This is a genomic window from Xanthomonas sp. F4, assembly GCF_011761895.1.
In genome coordinates, this window is sequence record NZ_JAASQX010000001.1 from 1481397 (window position 1) to 1498588 (window position 17192).

Here is a 17192-nt window from a genome sequence, read left to right on the forward strand (position 1 = left end):
GGACGGGTTCTCGGTGGACTCAGGTGGTGGCGTCGGCGGCGTCGCTGTCGTCGAACTCGCTGTTGAACTGCAGCGGTGCGTTGGTGTTGCCCAGCGCCAGCGACTTGACGTAGATCGGCGGCAGCGGCGGCCGGTCGGCGGCATCGGCGGGGACGTGCGCCAGCGGCTCCTGGACGATGTCCAGCAACTGCTCCTTGGCCAGTTCCAGCAGCGCCAGGAAGGTGACCAGCACGCCCAGCTTGCCTTCCTCGGCACTGAACAGCGATTCGAAACGGTGGAACTTGCCGTCGTCCAGACGGCCCAGCACATCGCCCATGCGCTGGCGCACGCTCAGCGCCTCGCGCTTGATGGCGTGGCCGCTGAACAGTTCGGCGCGCTTGAGCACGTCGTACAGCGCCAGCAGCATTTCCTTCAGCTCCACCGGCGGCGGCAGCTTGACCGCGGCCCGGTCCGGCACGTGGGCGTGTGCCGGGGTGGTGTCGCGGTCCTGCCGCGGCAGCGCGTCGATGTCCTCGGCGGCCTGCTTGAAACGTTCGTACTCCTGCAAGCGGCGGACCAGTTCGGCGCGCGGGTCCGTTTCCTCGCCGTCTTCGGCCGGCGGCCGCGGCAGCAGCATCCGCGACTTGATCTCGGCCAGGATCGCGGCCATCACCAGGTACTCGGCCGCCAGCTCGAAGCGCAGCTCCTGCATCACGTTGATGTAGTCCACGTACTGCCGGGTGATCTCGGCGACGGGGATGTCCAGGATGTCCAGGTTCTGCCGGCGGATCAGGTACAGCAGCAGGTCCAGCGGGCCTTCGAACGCGTCCAGGATGACTTCCAGCGCATCCGGCGGGATATACAGATCCTGCGGGATCTGCAGTACCGGTTGCCCATGCACGACCGCCAGCGGCATTTCCTGCTGCTGTGGCGGGGTCGTCTGGATTGGCGGGTTCGCGTCGAGCGCGAGTTCGGAGGTCATCGGTTGGACATCGGTGTTGCGGTAGCGAAGGGCCGGGCAGGCGCGACCCGGCGCGGCTCCTTGCCGGCAGTGCTGCGGTTCAATGGCGCGTCGTCCCCGCAACGCGCTCGGTACTTCAACAAGACACACGACGCACGCCACGCGTGTCGTGGCGGCGGGAACTACAGAGGAGGACGTCTGCGCGGGCGGTGTCAGGCAGCGAATCGGTCGTTGGAAGGGGCTTGGGGTCGCCGATCACCGACGGGCCGCTGCATCCGGCCGCGTGCAATGGAACCAAGGGTAATGCGCCGGCGGGGTCGGTGTCCAGCGCCGCCGCACCGGGCAGGTCCTACAATGGCACGTCTGTGAAGATAGAACGAGGGCGAAGACGCGATGTGGTACGTGATCGAGGGGTACGACGTGGCCGATGCGCTGCCGCGGCGGGCGGTGGCACGGCCGGCGCATCTGCAGCGGTTGACCCAGTTGCAGGAGGCCGGGCGGCTGTTGCTGGCCGGGCCGTGCCCGGCGATCGACGCCGAGGATCCGGGCCCGGCCGGCTTCAGCGGCAGCCTGGTGGTGGCTGCGTTCGACTCGCTGGCCGAGGCGCAGGCCTGGGCCGAGGCCGATCCGTATGTCGCTGCCGGGGTCTACGCCCGGGTCGAGGTGCGGCCGTTCCGCAAGGTGCTGCCATGAGCCAGGTCGGTGCCGAGCGGGTGGCGCGCATCCGCGCCGCGCTGGAGGCGACATTCGCGCCGCAGGCGCTGGAGGTCGAGGACGACAGCCATCGCCATGCCGGCCACGCCGGCGCGCGCGATGGCCGCGGGCATTTCAATGTCCACATCGTCAGTGCCGCCTTCGCCGGGATGGCGCCGCTGGCCCGGCACCGCGCCGTCTATGCCGCACTGGGCGAGATGATGCAGACCGATATCCATGCGCTGTCGATCCGCGCCGAGCTGCCGGTCACGGCCGGCTGACGCCTGTGGCCGATTGGGTGCCACCAGCCCGAATCGGGGTGCGTACCCCGCGGAAAACCGGAATCTGCAGCTGGATTATGTTGCGTTGCGGCACGATTCCGGTCGCTTTCGCATTATTCAAGTGACTGAAAAATAAGACGTTTATTGTAAAAATAACAAAAGGCTTCTGCCTCGCGCTGAAAACGATTACAGTCCGCGCCAGTTTCTCAAGGTCTCTGCCGCGGAGGGCGGCACGATGGCGAAGAGCGCGGTCACCATCAAAGATGTCGCACGTGAGGCCCGGGTTTCCGTGGCCACCGTGTCGCGTGCGCTCAACGGTCACGAGAACGTGGCCGCGCCGGTGCGGACCCTGGTCCTGGAAGTGGCCGAACGCCTGCGCTACAGCCCGCATGCGGCGGCGCGCAGCCTCAGCAGCCGCCGCACCCAGACCCTGGGCGTGGTGCTGCCCGACCTGTACGGCGAATTCTTCTCCGAACTGATCCGCGGCATCGACGGCGCCGCCCGCGCGCGCCGCCAGCACCTGCTGGTATCCAGCTACCACGGCGACCCGGAAGAGCAGGGGCGGGCGCTGCGCGCGATGCGCGGCCGCGTCGACGGCCTGCTGGTGCTGTCGCCGTATGCCGAGCGCCCGGGCTTCCTCACCGACAACCTGCCGCAGGCGTTGCCGACGGTGTTGATCAACACCCACCTGCCGGGCACCGAGTACCCGGTGCTGAGCATCGACGACCATGCCGGCGCGGTGGCGATGACCGAGCACCTGCTGGCGATGGGTCATCGCCGCATCGCCTTCATCGGCGGGCCGGAATTGAACTTCGACGCGCGCGAACGCCTGCGCGGCTTCCGCGACGCCATCGCGCGCCATTCCGGCGAGGCGCATGGCCAGGAGTTTCCGGGCGACTTCGACGAAGCCTCCGGCTACCGCGCCGGACAGGCGATGCTGCAGGCCGACGCGCTGCCCGATGCGGTGTTCGCCGCCAACGACATGACCGCGCTCGGCTGCCTCTACGCCTTCACCCAGCGCGATGTGCGCGTGCCCGACGACGTCGCGCTCGCGGGCTTCGACGACATCCCGTTGGCGCGTTTCGTTCACCCATCCCTCACCACCATGCGCGTCAGCATCGCCGGGCTTGGTGAGCAGGCGATGCATCGCCTACTGCAGCTGATCGATCGGCCCGACGCGGACGACGGACAGCGGCAGACCCTGGTTCCTACGTTGGTCGTGCGCGATTCCAGCACGGCCCGTTCCTGATGCGACGCGGTGTCCGCGCCGCATCGCTTGTTCCACTTCGTTCCATCGAAGCACCACGCACCACCCATAACGAGCATCACGTCTTCCTGGAGGGAAAACCCCACATGCAACACACCCCGCACTCCGCCCGGCCCACGCGCAAGCTGTTGACCTGCGCCCTCGCCAGTTGCCTGCTGCTGGGCGCCGCGCCGGCATTCGCACAGAGCACCGGCGCCACCATCCGCGGCCAGGTCAAGGTCGATTCGGCACCGGCCGCGTCCGCGCAGGTCACCGCCACCAACCTGGCCACCGGTCTGACCCGCAGCGTGCAGACCAGCAACGGCACCTATTCGGTCGGCGGCCTGCCGCCGGGTTCCTACCGCATCGACGTCACCGCCGACGGCAAGACCACCTCGCAGAACGTCACCGTGCAGGTTGGCCAGACCGCGACCTTGGACCTGGGCGTGGGCGGCGAAGCGGCCACCGCCAACGGGCAGGGCGCGACCACGCTCGATGCGGTGCAGGTGCAGGCGCCGCCGGTGCTGGTGGAAACCCGCACTTCGGAGAACGCCACCTACATTTCCAACGTGCAGATCGAGAAGCTGCCGCAGGCCACGCGCAACTTCCTGGAGTTGGCCGACAGCGTGCCGAGCGTGCAGTTCCAGCGTGATGCCAAGGGCAACACCACGGTGCGTTCCGGTGCGACCTCGGCCAACGGCACCAACGTCTACATCGACGGCATCAGCCAGAAGAACTACGTGCTGACCGGCGGCGTCAGCGGCCAGGATTCCAGCCGCGGCAATCCGTTCCCGCAGTCGGCGATCGGCGAGTACAAGGTCATCACCTCCAACTACAAGGCGGAGTTCGACCAGGTCAGCAGCGCGGCGATCGTCGCCTCGACCAAGTCCGGCACCAACGATTTCCACGGCAGCTTCTTCTGGGATACGACCAACGACGACTGGCGCGCCGAAAGCCCGCTGGAGCGCAAGGCCGGCCAGCGCGACGACTTCTCCGAGACCCAGTACGGCGCCACCTTCAGCGGCCCGATCCTCAAGGACCGCGCGCACTTCTTCGTTGCCTACGAGGCCAAGGAATACAACACGCCGAACACGGTGATCCCGGGCGGCATCTATGCCGATCGCGTCGACCAGTTGCCGGCGCAGTTGCAGCCCCTGGTGTCCACCTACAGCACCCCGTTCAAGGAAGACCTGTACTTCGGCAAGATCGACTGGACCCTGGGCGACAACAACCTGTTCGAGCTGACCGGCAAGTACCGCAAGGAAGACGAGCTGTCGGACATCGGCGACACCACCACCTACCAGCACGGCAGCACCAACGGGCAGAAGGAAAAGCGCGCCAACCTGCGCTGGCAGTACAGCGGTGAGGCGTTCCTCAACGATCTGAACCTGAGCTACGAGAGCGCGTTCTGGACCCAGACCCCGCTCACCGACGGCAGCGGCTACGTGCTGTCCTACGTGCCGCAGGCCGGCAACGAGACCACCATCCTCAGCGCCGGCGCCGGCAGCAGCTTCCAGAACAAGGGCCAGAAGGGCTGGACCCTGCAGGACGATTTGACCCTCAACAGCCTCGACTGGCACGGCAGCCACACCATCAAGATGGGTGTGAAGTACAAGGACATTCAGCTCGATTCGACCCAGATCAATCCGGCCAATCCGCAGTACTACTACAACATCCTCAGCGATGTCGGCACGCCGTACCGCGTGCGCTTCGGCGACACCGGCGACGGCGGTTCGGTGCAGTCGCAGAACAAGCAGTACGGCATCTACCTGCAGGACGACTGGGAGGTCAACGAGCACCTGACCCTGAACCTGGGCGTGCGCTACGACTACGAGAAGACCCCGTCGTTCCTCGACTTCGTCACCCCGGCCGACGTCGCCAGCGCGCTGCTGAACTGGCGCAACCTGGACAACGCCAACTACAACATCGCCAACTACATCAGCACCGGTAACAACCGCAAGGCGTTCAAGGATGCCTGGCAGCCGCGCCTGGGCTTCTCCTACGACCTGTTCGGCGACCAGGCGCACGTGATCTACGGCGGCGCCGGTCGCGCGTACGATCGCAACCTGTTCGACTACCTGGCGCTGGAGCAGTTGAACAACAACTTCCGTTCCTACAGCTACTACTTCAACAGCGCCAACACGCCGTGCCTCGGCCAGCCGTGCGTGGCATGGGATCCGAATTATGCCACCCAAGCCGGCCTGGCCGGGCTGGCGGCGTCCAACACCGGCGGCGCCGGCGGTGGCCGCGAGGTCTACCTGATCGACAACAACATCAAGGTGCCGTACTCCGACCAGTTCAGCCTGGGCATGCGCAACATGGTGCATTTCTGGGGCAACGACTGGTACACGGACGTGACCCTGAGCCACATCGTCAGCGAGGACGGTTTCGTGTTCCTGCGCGGCAACCGCCGTGCCGACGGCTCGTTCTTCCTGCCCGGCACCACCTCCGGTGTGCCGACCGACTCGCCCAATGGCTACAGTGCGATCGTGCTCGGCACCAACGGCCTGAAGACGCGCAACAACCAGCTGGCGCTGAAGCTGGACAAGCCCTACGACAAGGAATCCGGCTGGGGCCTGACCGTGGCCTACACCTTCTCCGATGCGAAGGAGAACCGTCAGTACGGCGAGCACTACGCGCTGGATCAGCCGTCGATGGCCGGCTACGGCTGGCGCGAGGCCGGCGGCATCCCGAAGAACCGCCTGGTGGTCACCGGCATCTACGACCTGCCGTACGACGTCACCCTGTCGGCCAAGCTGTCGCTGGCCAGTCAGACCCCGCGCTACGGCACCGACTGCCTGGCGGGCAACGACCAGTGCTATATCATTCAGTACAAGCCGGATTCCACGCTGGGCTACAAGGAATTCAGCCTGGCGGCGAACAAGGAATGGGATACCGGTTCGGGCATCAAGTTCAACGTTCGTGCCGATGTCATCAACCTGTTCAACTGGACCAATTACGCGGACTACAACACCGATACCGGCACCTACGCCGATCTGAACACGGCGTTCGGCACGCCGAACGGCGTGCTCGCCTCGCCGATGCGGACGTTCAAGCTGTCGTTTGGCTTGAACTGGTAAGCAGGGTCGCCGCGGCTCCCGTGCACCGGGGGCCGCGGCGATGCGGAAGTGGGGTATTTTTTGCGTGCATGTAAACGATTTCACGGGGGGCACGATGAAGAAGCAGCGCAGTTTCATCAGGTTTTCGTTGATGGTGATGGCAGCAGGGGTGCTGCTGACGGCGTGCAAGAAGACCGAGGAGCCGAAGGCGGTGGAGAAGAAGCCGGTCAAGGTCATCCTGGTCGAAGCCGAACTGCCACCGAAACTGCTGAAGCCGGAACTGCCACCCCTGTTCGAGGACATCGAACGCCGCACCTTCCAGTTCTTCTGGGACACCACCAACGAGCAGAACGGCATGGCGGTGGATCGCTATCCGTCGCGGCCGTTCGCGTCCATCGCGTCGGTCGGCTTCGCGCTCACCGTCTACCCCATCGGCTACGAGAACGGCTGGATCAGTCGCGAGCAGGCGGTGCAGCGCACCCTGACCACGCTGCGTTTTTTGCGCGATCTGCCGGTTGGTCCGCAACGCACCGGCCGCGCCGGCTACAAGGGTTTCTACTACCACTTCCTGGACATGCAGAAGGGGCTGCGCTACGACCAGTGGGTGGAACTGTCCAGCGTGGACACCGCGCTGCTGATGATGGGCGTGCTGTTCGCCCAGTCCTACTATGAAGGCGACACTGCCGACGAGAAGGAGATCCGCCAGATCGCCGACACGTTGTACCGGCGCGTGGACTGGCCATGGATGCAGCAGCGCAAGCCGCTGATCTCGATGGGCTGGTATCCCGAGCGCGGCTTCATCCAGCACGACTGGATGGGCTACAACGAAGGCATGATGGTGTACCTGCTGGCGCTGGGTTCGCCGACCCATCCGGTGGAGCCGGACGCGTGGCAGGAGTGGACGCGCACCTACAACAAGGACTGGGGCGTGTACTACGGCCAGGAATACCTGGCGTTCGGCCCGCTGTTCGCGCACCAGTACAACCACGTCTGGATCGATTTCCGCGACATCCAGGACCAGTACATGCGCGAGCATGGCATCGACTACTTCCTCAACAGCCGCCGCGCCACGCTGGCGCAGCGCGAGTACGCCATCGACAATCCGATGAAGTGGAAGGAGTACGGCGAGAACGTGTGGGGCCTGACCGCCAGCGACGGTCCGCAGAACACCACCCAGGACTACCGCGGCGAGCAGCGTCAGTTCTTCCACTACCGCACCCGCGGCGCCGGCCTGTTCGAGGCCTTCGACGACGGCACCATCGCGCCGACCGCGGCGGTGTCCTCGATCGTGTTCGCGCCGGAGGTGGTGATTCCGGCGACCCAGGAAATGCACAAGCGCTTCGGCGACTTCCTGTATTCGAGCTACGGTTTCCTGGATTCGTTCAACCCCAGCTTCAACTACGATATCCCGCTCAAGACCGGCCGCATGATCCCCAACCGCGGCTGGGTCGCCAGCGACTACATCGGCATCGACCAAGGCGCGATCGTCACCATGATCGCCAACTACCGCAACGAGTTCGTCTGGAACGTGATGAAGAAGAACAAGTACATCCGCACCGGACTGGAGCGCGCCGGCTTCACCGGTGGCTGGCTGACCCCGGAAGGCGAGACCCAGCCGCTGCCCAAGAAGGACGAGCAGGCGGCCAATGCGCGTGCGCTGGGCATCGCCGAGTCGCGCGCCGCCGCCGCCGAGGCGCAGTCCACCCCTCCACAGCGCCAGCCGCAGCAACCGGAATGAGCACAGCACGCATGATCGGTCGTTGGTTTTCGCTGGGTTTGGTTGTATTGGCGGTGTGCGGCTGCGCGCGCGCGCCGCAGGGCGAGGTGGTGCGGTTCTGGGCGATGGGCCGCGAGGCCGAGGTGGTGGCCGAGCTGATCCCGCAGTTCGAGAAGGAGAACCCGGGCATCCACGTGGACATCCAGAACATCCCGTGGACCGCCGCGCACGAGAAGCTGCTCACTGCGTTCGCCGCCGACGGCCTGCCGGACGTGTGCCAGCTGGGCAACACCTGGATTCCGGAATTCGCCGAGCTGGGTACGCTGCAGCCGCTGCAGCCCTACGTCGACCGCTCCAAGGTGGTCGACCCGAAGGACTACTTCCCCGGCATCTGGGACACCAGCGTCATCGATGGCCATCTCTACGGCATCCCCTGGTACGTGGACACGCGCCTGCTGTTCTACCGCAAGGACATGCTGCGCGACGCCGGCGTGACCAAGCTGCCGCAGACCTGGGCCGAGTGGGAACAGGCGATGGCGGCGGTCAAGCAGCATGTCGGGCCGAAGCGCTACGCCATCCTGATGCCGCTCAACGAGTTCGAGCAGCAGCTGTCGCTGGGCCTGCAGCTGCCCGATCCGCTGCTGCGCGACCACGACAACTACGGCAACTTCAACAGCCCCGGTTTCCGCAAGGCGCTGGCGTTCTACGCCAACATGTTCGACCAGGGCTGGGCGCCGAAGATGTCGGAGACGCAGATCTCCAACGTCTGGGACGAGTTCTTCAATGGCTTCTACGCGTTCTATATCTCCGGCCCGTGGAACATCCGCGAATTCCGCAAGGTGCAGCCGCCGGCGTTGAAGGATCAGTGGGGCACCATGCCGCTGCCCGGTCCGGACGGTCCCGGCGCCGGCATCGCCGGCGGCACCAGCCTGGTGATCTTCCGCAAGTCCGAGCACAAGGACGCGGCGTGGAAGCTGATTGAGTTCCTGTCGCGGCCGCAGATCCAGGCGCGCTTCCATGCGCTGATCGGCGACATGCCGCCACGGCGCAGCACCTGGGCGTATCCGTCGCTGGCCGACGATCCGCTGGCGCATGCGTTCCGCGACCAGTTGGAACGGGTCAAGCCGGCACCCAAGGTCCTGGAGTGGGAGCGCATCGTGCAGGAGATGCGGCTGGCCACCGAGCGTGTGGTACGCGGCGGCGAACCGCAGGAGAAGGCAATGCGGGAACTGGACAAGCGGGTCGACGAGATCCTGGAGAAACGCCGCTGGATCCACCAGCAGCATCGCGAAGGCACGGCGGCGCCGGCCGCGGGAGCCACGCCATGAAGCGCGGTTCCCTGATCGGCTGGCTGTTCGCCGGCCCGGCGCTGATCGTGATCGGCGTGTTCTTCGGCCTGCCGGTGCTGTCGGCGCTGGCGCTGAGCGTCACCGACTTCGACCTGTATTCGCTGGCCGACCGCCACAACCTGCGCTTCGTCGGCTTCGGCAACTACAGCGAGTTGCTGCAGACGCCGATGTTCTGGAAGTCGCTGTGGAACACCACCTACTTCGTGATCGTCGGCGTGCCGCTGTCCATCGCCGCCTCGCTGGGCGCGGCGCTGCTGCTGAACGCGCCGGTGGCGCGGTTCAAGGCGCTGTTCCGCACTGCCTTGTTCGCGCCGGTGGTGACCACGCTGGTGGCGGTGGCGGTGATCTGGCGCTACCTGTTCCACACCAGCTACGGCCTGGTCAATTACGGCCTGGCGCACCTGGGCATCGGCCCGATCGACTGGCTCGGCGACCCGCACTGGGCGATGCCGACGATCATGTTGTTCGCGGTGTGGAAGAACTTCGGCTACAACATGGTGATCTTCCTCGCCGGCCTGCAGGCGATCCCGCAGGACCTGTACGAGGCCGCGCGCATCGACGGCGCCTCGAAGTGGCGGCAGTTCCTGCACATCACCTTGCCGATGCTCGGGCCGGTGCTGCTGGTGGTCGGGGTGATCACCGTGTCCGGCTACTTCCAGCTGTTCGCCGAACCCTACGTGATGACCCGTGGCGATCCCCTGCAGAGCACGGTCAGCGTGCTGTATTACATGTTCGAGGAAGGCTTCAAGTGGTGGAACCTCGGCCGCGCGTCGGCGGTGGCGTTCCTGCTGTTCCTGATCATCCTGGGAGTGACGACGGTGATGCTGCGCTTCGGCCGCAAGAGGGACCTGGTATGAGCCGTGAGATCGGCGCCTCGCGCTGGAACACGCTGCTGGTCAACGGCGGGCTGCTGCTGCTCGCCGTGATCAGCCTGGCGCCGCTGTTGTGGATGGTGTCGGTGTCGTTCATGCCGGCGGGGCAGGCCAGCCGCTTCCCGCCGCCGATGCTGCCCACCGGCGCCACCCTGGCCAACTACGGCGAGCTGTTCTCGCGCACCGGCATGGCGCGCAATTTCGCCAACAGCCTGCTGGTGTCCTGCGCGATCACCTTCGGCTCGCTGCTGGTCAACACCATGGCCGGCTATGCCTTCGCCAAGCTGCGCTTCGTCGGCAAGGAACGTATCTTCCAGATCCTGCTGGCGGCACTGGTGATCCCGGCGCAGGTGGCGATGCTGCCGCTGTTCCTGCTGATGAAGCAGCTGCACTTGGTCAACAACTTCGGCGGGGTGATCGTGCCGGCGCTGGCGACGGTGTTCGGCATCTTCCTGGTGCGCCAGTACGCGCGGTCGATCCCGGACGAGCTGCTGGAGGCCGCGCGCATCGACGGCGCCGGCGAGCTGCGGATCTTCTTCCAGATCGTGCTGCCGATGCTCAAGCCGGTGCTGGTGACGCTGACCATCTTCACCTTCATGGCCGCGTGGAACGACTTCATGTGGCCGCTGATCGTGCTGACCGACCAGGAGCACTACACCTTGCCGGTGGCATTGGCGGCGCTGTCGCGCGAGCACATCATGGACGTGGAGATGATGATGGCCGGCGCGGTGGTCACGGTGATCCCGGTGCTGGCCCTGTTCCTGGCGCTGCAGCGCTACTACATTCAGGGCCTGCTGCTCGGCAGCGTGAAGGGGTGAGGCGCAACGCTTGCGCGCCACTGGCGCGCGTTGCGCCGAACGCCCGGCCATGGATGGTCATGCCGCAGATGTAGGAGCGGCTTCAGCCGCGTCAGCAGACGGGCAATGCCACTGGGGCACCGGGGGCGGACGCCCTCGCATACAAGCAGACACGCAACGACACGACAGCAACGGGGAAGGCGATGAGGGACGGGATGGCGATAACGTGCGCACGCGCGATGCTGACGATGCTGGGGCTGGCGGCCGCCCATGCCGTCGCCGCGCCGCCGACCTCCACGGTGACGCTGGACAGCTTCAACGATCTGGACAAGTGGCAGATCGTCGTCTCCAACCAGGTCACCGCCTCGACCCGGCTGGTGCAGGCGCCCAGCGGCGGCCGCGCCAAGGCGCTATGCCTGGACTACGACTTCAACGGCGTGTCCGGCTACGCCGGGATCCGCCGCAGCGTGCCGATCGACTACCCGGACAACTACCAGTTCGCGTTCCAGCTGCGCGGCGAGTCGCCGAGCAACGACCTGCAGTTCAAGCTGGCCGACGCCAGCGGCGACAACGTGTGGTGGGTCAACCGGCCACGCTATGCGTTCCCCACGCAATGGAGCACGGTCACCTTCAAGAAGCGGCAGATCGACAAGGCCTGGGGGCCGAGCCCGGAGAAGGAACTGACCCGCAGCGCGCAGATCGAGTTCACCATCTACAACCAGGTCGGTGGCGCCGGCACGGTGTGCTTCGACCAGCTGACCCTGACCCCGCTGCCGCCGCAGGACACCTCGCCGCTGACGGTCAAGGTCAACACCGATACCGCCCCAGCGCTGGAGCAGCGCATCGCCGATGGCAAGCCCGACACGGTCTGGTACAGCGGCAACGCCAAGAACCAGACGATCATGCTGGACCTGGGCAAGGTGCGCGAGTTCGGCGGCGCCAAGGTGCAGTGGGCGCCAGGCGTGTACGCCTCGCGCTACACCGTGCAGGGCTCGGCCGACGGACGCAGCTGGCGCGAGTTGCGACAGGTGACCGCCGGCAACGGCGGCACCGATTGGCTGGCGCTGCCGGACACCGAGGCACGCTATGTGCGCTTCGACCTGCAGGACGGCCCCAGCTTCCGTTACGGCATCGCCGATATCGCGCTGCAGCCGCTGGCCTTCGCCGCGACCCAGAACGACTTCATCAAGTCGGTGGCGGCACAATCGACCCGCGGCTGGTTCCCGCGCGGCTTCAGCGGCGAGCAGCCGTACTGGACCATCGTCGGCCTGGACGGCGGCCGCGAACAGGGCCTGGTCGGCGAGGATGGCGCGATCGAGGTGGGCAAGGGCGGCTTCAGCATCGAGCCGTTCCTGTTGCTGGACGGCAAGCGCCTGAGCTGGGCCGACGTCAAGACGGCGCAGAGCCTGCAGGACGACTACCTGCCGATTCCCAGCGTGGACTGGACCCACGACAACGCCGCGCTGCGCGTGACCGCCTTCGTGCAGGGCGAGCCGGAGCAGGCGCAACTGGTGGCGCGCTACCGGCTCAGCAATCCGAGCAAGCAGCCGCACGACTACACCCTGGCGCTGGCGGTGCGTCCGTTCCAGGTGAATCCGCCCAGCCAGTTCCTCAATACCGTCGGCGGCGTCAGCCAGATCCGTTCGCTGGCGATCGCCGGCACGCAGGTGCAGGTCAACGGCCAGCCGCGGGTGTTCGCGGTGCAGAAGCCGGATGCGGCCTATGCCACTGCGTTCGACGCCGGCATCGACGTCGAGCGGCTCAGCACCGACGCCAGCGGTCTGCCGCAGCAGGCGCAGGATCCCGACGGGTTGGCCTCCGGCGCGCTGCTGTACCGCGGGCGCCTGGCCCCGGGCGAGGTGCGCGAGGTGGCGCTGGTGATTCCGCAGACCGGCAACGCCGCGCTGCCGTCGGGCTTCGATGCCGCACGCGCGCAGCAGCAGGTCGCCGCGCAGTGGCACGAGAAGCTGGATCGCGTGCAGCTGCGCGTGCCGGCGCAGGGCAAGGCGGTCGCCGACACGCTGCGCACCGCGCTGGCGCACATGCTGATCTCGCGGATCGGGCCGCGCCTGCAGCCGGGCACGCGCTCGTACTCGCGCAGCTGGATCCGCGACGGCGCGATGATTTCCGAAGGCCTGCTGCGGCTGGGCCGCGCCGACGTGGTCCGCGAGTACGTGGAGTGGTACGCGCCATACCAGTTCGCCAACGGCATGGTGCCGTGCTGCGTGGACGACCGCGGCAGCGACCCGGTGCCGGAGAACGACAGCCACGGCGAACTGATCTACAGCGTCGCCGACTACTACCGCTACAGCGGCGACCGCGCCTTCCTGGAGCAGATGTGGCCGCACGTGCTCGGCGCCTACACCTACATGGAGCAGTTGCGGCTGAGCGAGCGCACCGACGAGAACCACGCGCGCAACGCGGCTTTCTACGGGATGATGCCGGTGTCGATCAGCCACGAGGGCTATTCGGCCAAGCCGATGCACTCGTACTGGGACAACTTCTGGGCGCTGCGCGGCTACAAGGACGCGGTGAGCATCGCCGCCGAACTGGGCCGCATCGACGATGCCGCGCGCTTCGCCGCCTCGCGCGATCAGTTCCGCCAGGACCTGTACGCCTCGCTGGACGCGGCCACCCAGCAACACCACATCAACTTCCTGCCGGGCTCGGCGGAACTGGGCGATTTCGATCCGACCTCGACCACCATCGCGCTGGCACCGGGCGGCGAGCAGGGCCGGCTGCCGCAGGCCCTGCTCGACAACACCTTCGAGCGCTACTGGAGCGAGTTCGTCGGCCGCCGCGACGGCACCCGCGAGTGGAAGGACTACACCCCCTACGAGTGGCGCAACGTGTCCGCGTTCGTGCGCCTGGGCTGGCGCGAGCGCGCCTGGGAGGCGACGCAGTTCTTCTTCAAGGACCGCGCCCCACAGCCCTGGAACCAGTGGGCCGAGGTGGTCTCGCGCACGCCGCGCAAGCCGTTCTTCCTCGGCGACCTGCCGCATGCCTGGGTCGCGTCCGACTTCGTGCGCTCGGTGCTGGACATGTTCGCCTACGCCCGCGACGTCGACGACAGCCTGGTGCTGGCCGCCGGCATCCCGGCCGACTGGCTCGACGGCAAGGGCGTGGCGATCGAACAGTTGCGCACCCCGCAGGGGCCGCTGAGCTACCAGCTGCGGCGGCAGAAGAACCGCTTGCTGCTGAACATCCCCGAGGGCCTGCGCATGCCCAGCGGCGGCCTGGTGCTGCCGTGGCCGTACCCGGGCGAACCGGGCCGCACACTGGTCAACGGCGAAGCGGCGCAATGGGAACACGGCGAACTGCGCATCCATGCGTTGCCGGCCGATGTGCAGATCGAGGTGCGGTGAGGCTGGGATTCGGGAGTCGGGATTGGGGATTCGTAACAGCAAAAGCAAAAGCAAAAAGCGCCGGCATGCCGGCGCTTTTTTGTGGGCGGGTGCTGGGTGCTCTTGCTTTTGCGAATCCCCAATCCCGAATGCCCAATCCCGGCGGCCGCGGCCGCGGCGCTACCGCGCCGCCGCCACGATCGCCGCCGCCTTCGCCGAACTCTCCCGCACCTTGTCCCAGGCGCCGTCGGCCAGCCAGTCCTTGGGCACCATCCACGAGCCGCCGATGCAGACCACGTTGGGCTGCGCCAGGTACTCGGCGGCGGTGCTTTCGCCGATGCCGCCGGTGGGGCACAGCTTGAGCTCGGCCAGGGGCCCGGCCAGGCCCTTGAGCATCGCCAGGCCGCCGACCGCGGAGGCGGGGAACAGCTTGCACACGCGGAAGCCGCGCTCCATCAGCGCCAGCAGTTCGCTCGGAGTGGCCGCGCCCGGCACCACCGGCAACGGCGCCTGCGCCAGCGCGTCGGCCAGGGTCGGGGTGGTGCCCGGGGTGACGATGAAGTCGGCGCCGGCGTCGATCGACTGCTGCAGCTGGGTGGCGTTGAGCACGGTGCCGGCGCCGATCACGATGTCCGGCAGCTCGCGCTTGAGCATCGCCAGCGCTTCCATCGCCACCGGCGTGCGCAGGGTCAGTTCGATCGCCGGCAGGCCGCCTTCGAGCAGCGCGGCCGACACGCGGCGCGCCTCTTCCAGGCTGTGGACGGTGACGACGGGCAGGATGCCGGCCGCGCGCAGCAGCTGCTCGGCCTTGGTCTGGTGTTCGGCGATGGTCATAAGCGTCTCGGTTGCGAGGGGGCGAGGCCCCGGCCGCGCACGGCCAGGGCAGGGTGGGGCGCGCGGCGGCAGCGCCGCCGGTCAGGCGTCCTTGGCTTCGTGCGGCGCGGTGGCGGCCTCGGCATCGCGGCCCAAGTCGTACTCGGCGTCGTAGTTCCACAGGTCGCCATCGGCGGCCGGCGGGCCGCAGGAGATCGACAGCGCGCCCTGGTCGGCGGGGCCGACCATGCGGCGGTTGAGCCCGAACAGGTTGCGGCCCATGTCGTGCGCGGCCGGCGCGGTGTTCGGCGCCAGCGGCCGTGCCGCCCACTCGGCGGCGTCCACCAGCACTTCCAGGGTGCCGGCCTCGCCGTCCAGGCGCACGATGTCGCCTTCGCGCACGCGTGCCAGGGGACCGCCGCGTGCCGCTTCCGGGGTCACGTGGATGGCCGCGGGGAACTTGCCGGAGGCGCCGGACAGGCGCCCGTCGGTGACCAGCGCCACGCGCCGCCCCTGGTTCTGCAGCAGGCCCAGCAGCGGCGCCAGCGAATGCAGCTCCGGCATGCCGTTGGCCTGCGGGCCCTGGTAGCGCAGCACCACCACGAAGTCGTGCGGCAGCGCGCCGGCGGCGTGCAGCTTGTTCAGCGCCTGCGGCGCGTCGATCACCACGGCCGGCGCTTCGATGCTGCGGAACTGCGGCTTCACCGCCGACAGCTTGATCAGCGAGCGGCCGAGGTTGCCGCGCAGCAGGCGCAGGCCGCCCTGCGCCTCGAACGGGTTGGATGCCGGACGCACCACCGCCTCGTCGGCGCTCTTGGCCGGACTCGGCACATAGGCCAGCTTGCCGTCCTGCACGCAGGGCTCGTCGCCGTAGGCGCGCATGCCGCCGGGCACGATGGTGGTCAGGTCGTCGTGCATCAGCCCGGCGTCCATCAGCTCGCGGAACACGAAGCCGATGCCGCCGGCGGCGGCGAAGTGGTTCACGTCGGCCTCGCCGTTGGGATACACCCGCGCCAGCAGCGGCACCAGCTGCGACAGCGCGTCCAGGTCGTCCCAGGTCAGCACGATGCCGGCCGCGCGCGCCACCGCCAGCCAGTGGATGGTGTGGTTGGTCGAGCCGCCGGTGGCCATCAGCGCGACCACGGCGTTGACGATGGCGCGCTCGTCGATCAGCCGGCCCAGCGGGCGGAAGTCGCTGCCCAGGGCGGTGATGCGCAGCGCGCGCTCGGTCGCCTGCTGGGTCAGCGCGTCGCGCAGCGGGGTGCCGGGGTTGACGAAGGAGGCGCCGGGCAACTGCACGCCCATCGCTTCCAGCAGCACCTGGTTGGAGTTGGCGGTGCCGTAGAAGGTACAGGTGCCGGGGGCGTGGTAGGACGCCGATTCGGCGGCCAGCAACTCCTCGCGGGTGGCCTGGCCGGCGGCGTAGCGCTCGCGCACTTCCGCCTTCTGTTTGTTGGGGATGCCCGGGGTCATCGGCCCGGCCGGCACGAACACCGCCGGCAGGTGGCCGAAGGCCAGCGCGCCGATCAGCAGGCCGGGCACGATCTTGTCGCACACGCCCAGGTACAGGCTGGTGTCGAACATGTCGTGGCTGAGGCCGATGGCGGTGGCCTGGGCGATCACGTCGCGCGAGAACAGCGACAGTTCCATGCCCGGCCGGCCCTGGGTCACGCCGTCGCACATCGCCGGCACGCCCCCGGCCACCTGCGCGGTGGCGCCGAGCGCGCGCGCGGTGTTGCGGATGATCTCCGGGTAGTGCTCGAACGGCTGGTGCGCCGAGAGCATGTCGTTATAGGCGGTGATGATGCCGAGGTTGGGAGTGATCCCGCCTTCCAGCCGGCTCTTGTCGGTGGGGCCGCAGGCGGCGAAGCCGTGGGCGAGGTTGCCGCAGCTCAGGCGGCTGCGGAACGGGCCGTCGCGCAACGCGGCGTCGATGCCGGCCAGATAGGCGCGCCGCGACGGCGCACTGCGCTGGCGGATGCGTTCGGTGATCGCGTGGAGGGTCGGATGCAGGCTCATTGGCGGAAATGGCTATGAAGTGTGGGGGGGCGTCGCGAATCGGGACTCGGGAATGGGGACTC

At 67.7% G+C, this 17192-nt stretch carries 12 protein-coding genes; 9 read left to right on the forward strand and 3 right to left on the reverse strand.

Features of this window, described 5'->3' with window-relative positions; all coding sequences use genetic code 11:
- Positions 1-19: 19 nt before the first annotated feature.
- On the reverse strand, positions 20-961 hold the full coding sequence (locus FHR66_RS06530; protein WP_167087596.1) for a segregation and condensation protein A: 942 nt from the start codon (positions 959-961) through the stop codon (positions 20-22).
- Between the two features lie 372 nt (positions 962-1333).
- On the opposite strand from FHR66_RS06530, the gene FHR66_RS06535 reads away from it, so the two are divergent.
- From FHR66_RS06535 to FHR66_RS06575, 9 genes are all read left to right on the forward strand, one after another.
- A complete protein-coding gene (locus FHR66_RS06535; RefSeq protein ID WP_160965117.1) occupies positions 1334-1633 on the forward strand; it encodes a YciI family protein in 300 nt (99 codons plus the stop codon).
- On the forward strand, positions 1630-1914 hold the full coding sequence (locus FHR66_RS06540; protein ID WP_160965115.1) for a BolA family protein: 285 nt from the start codon (positions 1630-1632) through the stop codon (positions 1912-1914). The genes FHR66_RS06535 and FHR66_RS06540 overlap by 4 nt, the downstream gene beginning before the upstream one ends.
- 235 nt (positions 1915-2149) lie before the next feature.
- Positions 2150-3163 carry a LacI family DNA-binding transcriptional regulator gene (locus FHR66_RS06545; protein ID WP_160965113.1) on the forward strand — a complete coding sequence of 338 codons (1014 nt, stop codon included), beginning with the start codon at positions 2150-2152 and terminating at the stop codon, positions 3161-3163.
- 104 nt (positions 3164-3267) lie between these two features.
- On the forward strand, positions 3268-6240 hold the full coding sequence (locus FHR66_RS06550; RefSeq protein WP_160965111.1) for a TonB-dependent receptor: 2973 nt from the start codon (positions 3268-3270) through the stop codon (positions 6238-6240).
- A gap of 130 nt (positions 6241-6370) precedes the next feature.
- Positions 6371-7957, forward strand: coding sequence for a glucoamylase family protein (locus tag FHR66_RS06555; RefSeq protein WP_425612957.1), 1587 nt, complete (start codon positions 6371-6373; stop codon positions 7955-7957).
- An 11-nt stretch (positions 7958-7968) separates the two neighbouring features.
- A complete protein-coding gene (locus FHR66_RS06560; RefSeq protein ID WP_160965225.1) occupies positions 7969-9264 on the forward strand; it encodes a sugar ABC transporter substrate-binding protein in 1296 nt (431 codons plus the stop codon).
- On the forward strand, positions 9261-10142 hold the full coding sequence (locus FHR66_RS06565) for a carbohydrate ABC transporter permease (protein WP_160965107.1): 882 nt from the start codon (positions 9261-9263) through the stop codon (positions 10140-10142). The genes FHR66_RS06560 and FHR66_RS06565 overlap by 4 nt, the downstream gene beginning before the upstream one ends.
- On the forward strand, positions 10139-10975 hold the full coding sequence (locus FHR66_RS06570) for a carbohydrate ABC transporter permease (RefSeq protein ID WP_160965105.1): 837 nt from the start codon (positions 10139-10141) through the stop codon (positions 10973-10975). The genes FHR66_RS06565 and FHR66_RS06570 overlap by 4 nt, the downstream gene beginning before the upstream one ends.
- Positions 10976-11202: 227 nt before the next feature.
- Entirely contained in the window at positions 11203-14319 is a 3117-nt protein-coding gene (locus tag FHR66_RS06575; protein ID WP_202394564.1) for a discoidin domain-containing protein, read from the forward strand.
- Positions 14320-14478: 159 nt separating this feature from the next.
- Here the strand turns inward: FHR66_RS06575 and FHR66_RS06580 are convergent, their stop codons facing one another.
- Complete coding sequence (locus tag FHR66_RS06580; protein ID WP_160965101.1) at positions 14479-15132, reverse strand: bifunctional 4-hydroxy-2-oxoglutarate aldolase/2-dehydro-3-deoxy-phosphogluconate aldolase; 654 nt, start codon at positions 15130-15132, stop codon at positions 14479-14481.
- A gap of 81 nt (positions 15133-15213) precedes the next feature.
- A complete protein-coding gene (edd, locus tag FHR66_RS06585) occupies positions 15214-17130 on the reverse strand; it encodes a phosphogluconate dehydratase (protein WP_160965099.1) in 1917 nt (638 codons plus the stop codon).
- Positions 17131-17192: the final 62 nt, after the last annotated feature.

What these genes read in the sequence shown, in the direction of transcription:
- FHR66_RS06530 (WP_167087596.1), bottom strand. Translation starts at nt 961, where the DNA reads ATGACCTCCGAACTCGCGCTCGACGCGAACCCGCCAATCCAGACGACC.
- FHR66_RS06535 (WP_160965117.1), top strand. Translation starts at nt 1,334, where the DNA reads ATGTGGTACGTGATCGAGGGGTACGACGTGGCCGATGCGCTGCCGCGG.
- FHR66_RS06540 (WP_160965115.1), top strand. Translation starts at nt 1,630, where the DNA reads ATGAGCCAGGTCGGTGCCGAGCGGGTGGCGCGCATCCGCGCCGCGCTG.
- FHR66_RS06545 (WP_160965113.1), top strand. Translation starts at nt 2,150, where the DNA reads ATGGCGAAGAGCGCGGTCACCATCAAAGATGTCGCACGTGAGGCCCGG.
- FHR66_RS06550 (WP_160965111.1), top strand. Translation starts at nt 3,268, where the DNA reads ATGCAACACACCCCGCACTCCGCCCGGCCCACGCGCAAGCTGTTGACC.
- FHR66_RS06555 (WP_425612957.1), top strand. Translation starts at nt 6,371, where the DNA reads ATGGTGATGGCAGCAGGGGTGCTGCTGACGGCGTGCAAGAAGACCGAG.
- FHR66_RS06560 (WP_160965225.1), top strand. Translation starts at nt 7,969, where the DNA reads ATGATCGGTCGTTGGTTTTCGCTGGGTTTGGTTGTATTGGCGGTGTGC.
- FHR66_RS06565 (WP_160965107.1), top strand. Translation starts at nt 9,261, where the DNA reads ATGAAGCGCGGTTCCCTGATCGGCTGGCTGTTCGCCGGCCCGGCGCTG.
- FHR66_RS06570 (WP_160965105.1), top strand. Translation starts at nt 10,139, where the DNA reads ATGAGCCGTGAGATCGGCGCCTCGCGCTGGAACACGCTGCTGGTCAAC.
- FHR66_RS06575 (WP_202394564.1), top strand. Translation starts at nt 11,203, where the DNA reads ATGCTGGGGCTGGCGGCCGCCCATGCCGTCGCCGCGCCGCCGACCTCC.
- FHR66_RS06580 (WP_160965101.1), bottom strand. Translation starts at nt 15,132, where the DNA reads ATGACCATCGCCGAACACCAGACCAAGGCCGAGCAGCTGCTGCGCGCG.
- edd (WP_160965099.1), bottom strand. Translation starts at nt 17,130, where the DNA reads ATGAGCCTGCATCCGACCCTCCACGCGATCACCGAACGCATCCGCCAG.